Genomic DNA, 7,795 nt, shown 5'->3' with positions numbered 1-7,795 from the left:
TTCCCAAAACGGGGTTTGGGTATATTATCCTTGGAGAAATACCGTGGTCCGAATATTAGAGGAAGAAGAGTTTATAAAATTGCGGACCATCCGTAATCGATATAAAATTACTGATGAAGAACAGGAGGTGTTGCAAAAAAAGATTGTAGGAATCATTGGTCTGTCGGTAGGGCAAAGTGTGGCGATAAGTTTGGCAATGGAAAGGTGTTTTGGAGAGATCAGGATTGCTGATTTTGATAGGTTGGATTTGAGTAATATGAATCGTATAAGAACAGGCATATATAACATCGGATTGAAGAAATCATGGATAGTTGCGAGAGAAATTGCTGAAATCGACCCCTATTTGAAAGTTACCCTATATAATGAAGGGATTATTGAGGATAATATCAATGATTTTTTTAACTTAAACGGAAAAATGGATCTATTGATTGAAGAATGTGATAGTTTACCGATTAAGCTCCTGAGTAGAATTAAGGCAAAAGCGCTTAAAATACCTGTTTTAATGGATACCAGTGACCGTGGTATGATGGACATCGAGAGGTTTGATTTGGAACCCGATCGATTAATTTTTCACGGTTTATTGGCAGAATATGGGGCAGAAGAAAAAATTATGTCGAGATTGTCTGAAAGTGGCAAAGAAATGATGATGTCTTTGTTGCAATTTGATAATCTTTCACCTAGGGTAAAGTTTAGTTTCTCTGAGTTAGGGAAAACGATTACATCTTGGCCTCAGTTGGCTTCTTCTGTTTTTTTAGGAGGTGCTGCTTGTTGCCATTATGCACGGTTGTTATTATTGGGTCAGAAAATAGATTCAGGAAGGTTTTATGTTGATTTAGACAAGATAATCAATTTTAATGAAAGTTAGAGTAAGGATAGTTAGGGCAATAGATGATGTCGAGGCTACAGAGAAGTACATTTTTGGTCACCATAAGGTTTTGGAATCTTATGGTATAACTAAAGTAACATCAGCTGATAGATCATGGGCTCTTAATCCTCATGTTTATTTGATCCTTTTTGAATCGATGGACGATCAAAGAATTTTGGGTGGAGGAAGAATTCAGCTTAGAACAGAAAATTTCCCACTACCATTTGAATTGGCCATCAAAGAAATTGATCCAAAGATTGAAGAATATCTTTCAGAGTTTAAGGACTTGGAAGTAGCTGAATATTGCGGCCTTTGGAACAGTAGAGAGGTAGCCGGCTATGGGATAGGAAGCATCTATTTGGTTCGGGTAGGGATTGCAATCCTACCTCAGTTGGATTTGAAAAAGCTGTTTGGATTAAGTTCTCCCGTGACCCTAAGCATCTCCAAAAGTGTAGGCTATGAAATTATTTCAGTATTAGGTGACAAGGGCTCTTTTTATTATCCCAAAGAAGGGCTGGTCGCAACTGCCTTGGAAATAAATGACATTAATGAACTGTCGAAGGCTCAGGAGGCAGAAAGAGATTATATTTTTGAATTGAGGAATAAAATAAATTTTAATACTGTAGAGAGTGGGCCTAAGGGGGAAATGGAATTACAGTTTGAACTTCAAGTCCCAAAGCCAAACAATGAAAAAGAATAATCCTTATTTTAAATATGCAGCTTTAACATTTTTATTATTGGTGGTGCTTGTCGTACCTACCATCTATTTTTTAGGGATGCTAAAGCAAGATGACGAATTAAGATTTAGTCATTACTCCTATTATTTAGGAGAAGATATCCCTGTAAATAATGAATTTAGCCTGAATACCTTTGACTCTACAGCCTTTGGTAGTATTGATTTAGGGGTAAGTAGTAAAAATTTGTATGTAAAACTTGATCTCAATGACTTTGATTGGCTGAATTCCGACAGCCTATACATCCTTGAGCTGACCAATCCGGCCTTTAGAGAAGTGGAAATGTTTAGGTTTGACAAGAGTGGAGACCTGGTTTATAAAGAAATTTCAGGTACCCTTGTCGGGAGTTCAAACCCAATGAAAAACCCAAATCCTTTTTTTAACATTAGACTGGATGATGAGCTTAATTCTTCCATAGTTTTGAGGATAGCCTCTCAGGTTCCTTTAAAATTTGAAGCTTATATTTTTCCTTATTCCTCTTTTTTTCAAAATTATAGTTTTAGCCTCATTATCATAAGTGTCTACTTCGGGATAATGATTGCACTTTTTATTTATAATTTAATACTTTATTTCTCGGTAAAAGACAAGGTCTACTTATTCTATTGTTTTTACATATTATTTATCGCGCTGGCTCAGTTGTCAATTTCAGGCCATTCTTTCTTTATTCTCAATGAAAATGTATTTCTCTATGAAGTGAGTATCATTGGCTTTACTACTTTGTCGAGTATTTTTGTGATCCCTTTTATTAAGTTATTTCTGAAAACAGATGAGTATATCCCTAAATACGAGAAATTTCTCTATCTCATCCCAGTTTCTTATATCATTGCCCTGCTATTAAGGTTGTTGGGATTTATAGAGTTTAGTTATTCACTTTTAGATTTGAATGGACTAATTCTAGCCATTTGCTTCTTTACCATAGGGATTATTGCTGCCAAAGGAAATAATCGATCTGCCTATTTCTTTTTACTGGCATGGAGCTTTTTATTGATAGGTCTGGTGGTGTATATCCTCCACAATTTGATGATCATTAATTTAGGTTCCTTTGCAAATGCTCCATTACTGGCAGGAACTGCTATTGAAGCTTTGCTACTTTCTTTTGCTTTGGCTGATAAAATCAATATATTAAAAAAAGAGAAAGAAAAAGAGCAATTAGATAAGTTGGAAGCTGTAAAGGAAAATGAAAGGTTAATAAAAGAGCAAAACATTTACTTGGAAAAAATGGTTAAGTCTCGAACAGAAGAATTGGAGTTGACCCTCAAAAACCTTCAAAATACCCAAACCCAGCTTGTAAATCAGGAGAAAATGGCTTCTTTGGGTCAGTTGACAGCAGGTATTGCCCATGAGATTAATAATCCGATAAACTTTGTGAGTTCAAATATATCTCCCTTAAAACGTGACATGAAAGATATTTTGGAGCTGATGGATGTTTACCGAGAGAAGGGTAAACTTGAATTTTCGGAGGAAAGTAAAGAAGAGATAGAAGAATTGGAAGAGGATATTGAGTTTCAATACCTTCTAGAAGAGGTGGATCAATTGCTTACGGGTATGGAAGATGGTGCCAAAAGGACCGTAGAAATCGTTCGTGGATTGAAATTATTTTCTCGAGTAGATGAGCAAGATGTAAAAGAAGTTGATCTTCGTGAAGGGTTGGATAGTACATTAATCCTGCTTAATAGTACTATTTCCGGGAGGATCAAAGTGAATAAAAACTACGAGGAGATTCCTATGGTAGAGTGCCTTGCCGGGAAAATAAATCAGGTGTTTATGAATATCATTAGCAATGCTATTCATGCCCTCTTGGACCATCCCATTGAAGGTAGAGAGCCTGAACTTACAATTAACACTTCCTTTAAGGATGGATTTGTTAATATTGAACTAAAAGACAATGGTATTGGCATGCCGGAAAGTGTCAAAGAAAAGATTTTTGACCCGTTTTTTACCACCAAAGGAGTTGGTAAAGGTACTGGACTTGGACTCTCTATTGTTTATACCATAATTTTAGAGAACCATAAAGGTACATTGGAGGTTGAATCTGAAGAAAATGTTGGGACAGTTTTTTATATAGGATTGCCAGTTAACCAAAAAGGATAACAGATGAGGAAGAGGATCGATGTGCTGTACATTGATGATGAAGATAATAATTTGAATTCATTTAAGGCAGCATTGAGGAAAGAGTTTAAAGTAAAGACAGCTATGGATGCTGAGGAGGGGTTGATCCTTGCTAAAAAATATGAATTTCAAGTGGTCATTGCTGATCAAAGAATGCCAGGAATGACAGGTGTTGAGTTTTTTGAGAAGCTTGTTGAGATTAACCCTGACCCAATCAGAATATTATTAACCGGCTATTCTGATATATCAAGCGTGATAGATGCCATTAATAGAGGGGAGGTTTATCGTTTTATAGACAAACCTTGGAATATTGAGCAAATTAAAAATGCGATCCTAAATGCTGCGGAAATATATGATGCAAGAAAGGAACTAAAAGAAAAAAATACCCGATTGCAGAAATTGCATTCTGAAATGAATCAATTCGTTTACAGTTTGTCGCATGAATTAAGAGGCCCTCTTATGAGTATTTCGGGTATTTCCAAATTAGCCAAAATGGAAGTTTCGGACCCGGGGATTATTGAATATTTCGAGATGATTGATTCAGCCACATTGAAACTGGATGACTTCATTTATAAAATGCTCGACTTTTACAGGTCTACTAAAATTGAAAACAAAGTTGTATCCATAAATTTCAATTCAATTTTGGATCAATTATTGGCTGAATACAAGGAGAAATGGGATCTTGTAGGGATTGAATTATTGGTTGAAATTGAACAAGAGGAGTCTTTCCATTCAGATGAATCAAAAATAAGGGTAATCCTTAATAATTTATTTAGTAACGCATTAAAGTTTCAGAAGGATGAACTAGGTAAATGGATAAAAATAGACATCAAGGCAAACAAGACAACTGCAGTAATTCAAATTTCTGATAATGGCATAGGAATTGAAGACAGGCACAAAAGTGATGTGTTTAATCTTTTTCATAGAGCTACACAAAGAAATGTGGGCTCCGGACTTGGTCTGTATATGGTGAAAGAGTCTATTGAACAACTCAATGGTAAAGTGGAACTCAACTCAATTTCCGGAAATGGAACTGAAGTTCTTGTTCATCTTCCAAATTTGTTAGATCGTTGATCTTGTGTTAGTTGTAGAATTCCCTTTTTTTCCGATTATTGGTTTAGGGAATTATTTCAATTAAAATCGCAATTTTCTACTGTCTCGTAAGCTTGAATATCTTCAAATCCTTTTTAAATTTTATTAATTCCTTTGTTGGGATATAAAATGGAGGTAATTTGCAACATTAGTTTTATCAATTAAGATGTTTTTTTATGATTAACCCTTGGCATGATGTAAGTATTGGGGATGACTCACCGGAGTACGTAACGGGAGTAATTGAAATACCCAAAGGAAGTAAAGGTAAATATGAACTTGATAAAAAATCAGGTATGCTTTTGTTGGATCGGGTGCTATTTTCAGCCGTCCACTATCCGGCAAATTATGGTTTCATTCCTCAGACATTCTGTGAGGACCATGATCCGCTAGATATATTAATTATTTCCCAAATTGATATACCTTCTATGACGCTTGTCAAAGCCAAAGTCATAGGTGTAATGAGAATGATTGATGGGGGAGAAGCAGATGATAAAATCATTGCTGTAGCTGCTGATGACCAGTCTGTTAATTATTATGAAGATATTTCAGAGCTCCCTCCTCATTTAATGAAAGAAACGCATCGATTTTTTGAGGATTATAAAAAACTTGAAAATAAAGAAGTGAAGGTGGAAGATTTTCTTGGTAAAGAAGATGCTATGCGAATTATTACCGAGGCCGTAAATTTGTATGACAGAACTTTTAGGACGGTAAAATAAAAATAATTTTAAGGTTTTTTCCTTTTATGAGATAACTCCTTTAATTCCCAATTTAGATTAGAAAAACTATTTTATATCGGGAATTAAAGGAGTTTTTTTTACCCTAGCTTTTTAATATTGTCTTCTAAGGCTTTTACTTTAGATTTGGCATCTTCCATTTTTTTCTTTTCCCTAGCTACCACTGCCTCTGGGGCATGATTGACAAAACGCTCATTTTCCAGTTTTTTGGATACAGCCTTCAAGAATCCCAAAGTGTAATCCAATTCCTTTTGAAGGTTTTCTCTTTCCTGATCAAGGTCAATCTTTTCATTCAATGGAATAAAAAATTCATCTGATTTCACCACGAAGCTAACGGCGTTGGCTACATTTTCGCCAAATTGTATGCTGGAAATATTGGCTAATTTGGAAATAATATCCCCATACCTATCGTATAGGCTAGTATTTGAGGTGTGAATGGTCAGTTCAAAACCTTCTTTTGGAGAAATTCCTTTGGATGCCCTCACATTTCGAATTTGCGATACTATTTCAAATACCTTGGAAGCTTCTTCAATAATTTGGCTATCAAATTCGGCCGATTGAGGCCAAGAAGAGATCATTATGGCATCCCCTGCTTTCCTGTTACCCAACTGCTGCCAAAGTTCCTCGGTAATAAAAGGCATAAATGGATGTAAAACCTTCATAAGGTTTTCGAAGAAAACTATGGTCTGCTCTTTAGTAGCCTTGTCAATAGGTGCCTTGTATTCAGGTTTGATCATTTCCAAATACCAAGAGCAGAAGTCATCCCATATTAATTTATAAACAGACATCAAGGCATCTGAGATACGGAATTTCTGAAAATGATCAGCAATCTCATGAAGTGCTTGATTGAATCGGTTTTCAAACCAAGCAATGGCACTGTCATTGTTTGTATCTGCTTTATCAGTCACTTCCCATCCATCAATCAAACGGTAGGCATTCCAGATTTTATTGCAAAAATTCCTTCCTTGCTCTACAAGTTTTTCGTCATAAGGAAGGTCATTTCCAGCAGGGCTACTGAAGAGCATTCCGGTCCTCACTCCATCTGCACCATATTGTTCAATCAATTCCAGTGGGTCCGGTGAGTTGCCCAAGGATTTGGACATCTTTCTGCCTAGTTTGTCTCTTACTATTCCAGTTAAATAAACATTTCTAAAGGGTTTCTCTCCCGTGTACTCATACCCGGCAATTATCATTCTAGCCACCCAGAAAAATAAAATCTCCGGTGCAGTTACCAAATCATTGGTAGGGTAGTAATAGGCCAAGTCCTTATTTTTTTCACCTGTTCTAAAAAAGTCAGGATCAAACACTGAAATAGGCCATAACCAGGAAGAAAACCACGTGTCCAATACATCTTCATCTTGCCTCAAGTCTGAAGCAGTGAATTCTCCTTCATGGTTTTCATTGGCTAGTCTTACGGCTTCTTCAACCGATGATGCTACCACATATTCACCATTGGGAAGGTAATAAGCAGGTATTTGATGGCCCCACCACAGCTGCCGTGAGATGCACCAATCCCTTACGTTTTCCATCCAACTTTTGTACATGTTTTTGAATTTAGGTGGAAATAGCTTGACACTATCATCCATCACTGCTTTAAGTGCAGGTTGGGTTATTTCCTCCATATTCAAAAACCATTGCATGGATAATTTCGGCTCAATTACTGCATCTGTTCGTTCAGAATGACCTACGTTGGAGGTGTAAGCTTCTTCTTTGTGTAGTTGTCCGGCCTCCTTTAATAACTTGGCAATCTTTTTTCTGGCAATAAATCGGTCCTCACCAACCAACAATTGAGCCTTCTCATTTAAGGTGCCATCATCACTCAAAATATCGATGACTTCAAGTTGATGCCTGATTCCAATCTCATAATCATTGATATCATGGGCCGGAGTGATTTTTAAGCAACCGGTACCAAACTCCATGTCGACATAGGCATCTTCAATGATTGGAATCGGCTTATTTATCAATGGGATAATCGCTTTTTTTCCTTTTAAATGTGTGAATCTTGGGTCCTCCGGGTGAATACATATGGCCACATCCGCCATAATGGTTTCCGGCCTGGTGGTGGCTATGGTAAGGTGTTCATCCTCACCTTCAACCTTATAATTGATGTAATATAATTTTGAAGCAATTTCTTTAAAAATTACCTCATCATCAGAAAGTGCTGTTCGACCCTTGGGGTCCCAGTTTACCATTCTTATGCCCCTATAAATTTTGCCTTTTTTGTGTAAGTCGACAAATACATTGATTACAGCCTCGCTCAG

Annotated in this window: 6 protein-coding genes; 5 read left to right on the top strand and 1 reads right to left on the bottom strand. The window is 36.5% G+C overall.

Annotated features, from left to right (window positions below; translation table 11 throughout):
- The 5 genes from AAC037_RS14580 to AAC037_RS14560 all read left to right on the top strand — a co-directional run.
- The coding region (locus AAC037_RS14580; RefSeq protein ID WP_339903669.1) for a ThiF family adenylyltransferase at positions 1–865 on the top strand (865 nt) is incomplete at its 5' end.
- Complete coding sequence (locus tag AAC037_RS14575) at positions 855–1,565, top strand: hypothetical protein (RefSeq protein WP_339903668.1); 711 nt, start codon at positions 855–857, stop codon at positions 1,563–1,565. The genes AAC037_RS14580 and AAC037_RS14575, both read left to right, overlap by 11 nt.
- A complete protein-coding gene (locus AAC037_RS14570; RefSeq protein WP_339903667.1) occupies positions 1,552–3,690 on the top strand; it encodes a 7TM diverse intracellular signaling domain-containing protein in 2,139 nt (712 codons plus the stop codon). The genes AAC037_RS14575 and AAC037_RS14570 overlap by 14 nt, the downstream gene beginning before the upstream one ends.
- Before the next feature lie 3 nt (positions 3,691–3,693).
- Positions 3,694–4,782: a hybrid sensor histidine kinase/response regulator gene (locus AAC037_RS14565; RefSeq protein ID WP_339903666.1), complete on the top strand. Its 1,089-nt coding sequence runs from the start codon at positions 3,694–3,696 to the stop codon at positions 4,780–4,782.
- Between the two features lie 194 nt (positions 4,783–4,976).
- On the top strand, positions 4,977–5,516 hold the full coding sequence (locus AAC037_RS14560; RefSeq protein ID WP_339903665.1) for an inorganic diphosphatase: 540 nt from the start codon (positions 4,977–4,979) through the stop codon (positions 5,514–5,516).
- Between the two features lie 98 nt (positions 5,517–5,614).
- Here the strand turns inward: AAC037_RS14560 and AAC037_RS14555 are convergent.
- Positions 5,615–7,795, bottom strand: a 2,181-nt coding sequence (locus tag AAC037_RS14555; RefSeq protein ID WP_339903664.1) for a valine--tRNA ligase, incomplete at its 5' end; no start/stop codon positions are given.

Source organism: uncultured Cyclobacterium sp. (assembly GCF_963976465.1).
Lineage (GTDB): Bacteria > Bacteroidota > Bacteroidia > Cytophagales > Cyclobacteriaceae > Cyclobacterium.
This window is presented reverse-complemented; position numbering and strand designations above follow the sequence as displayed.

Coding starts and splice junctions, on each gene's coding strand:
- AAC037_RS14575 (WP_339903668.1), top strand. CDS start 855: ATGAAAGTTAGAGTAAGGATAGTTAGGGCAATAGATGATGTCGAGGCT.
- AAC037_RS14570 (WP_339903667.1), top strand. CDS start 1,552: ATGAAAAAGAATAATCCTTATTTTAAATATGCAGCTTTAACATTTTTA.
- AAC037_RS14565 (WP_339903666.1), top strand. CDS start 3,694: ATGAGGAAGAGGATCGATGTGCTGTACATTGATGATGAAGATAATAAT.
- AAC037_RS14560 (WP_339903665.1), top strand. CDS start 4,977: ATGATTAACCCTTGGCATGATGTAAGTATTGGGGATGACTCACCGGAG.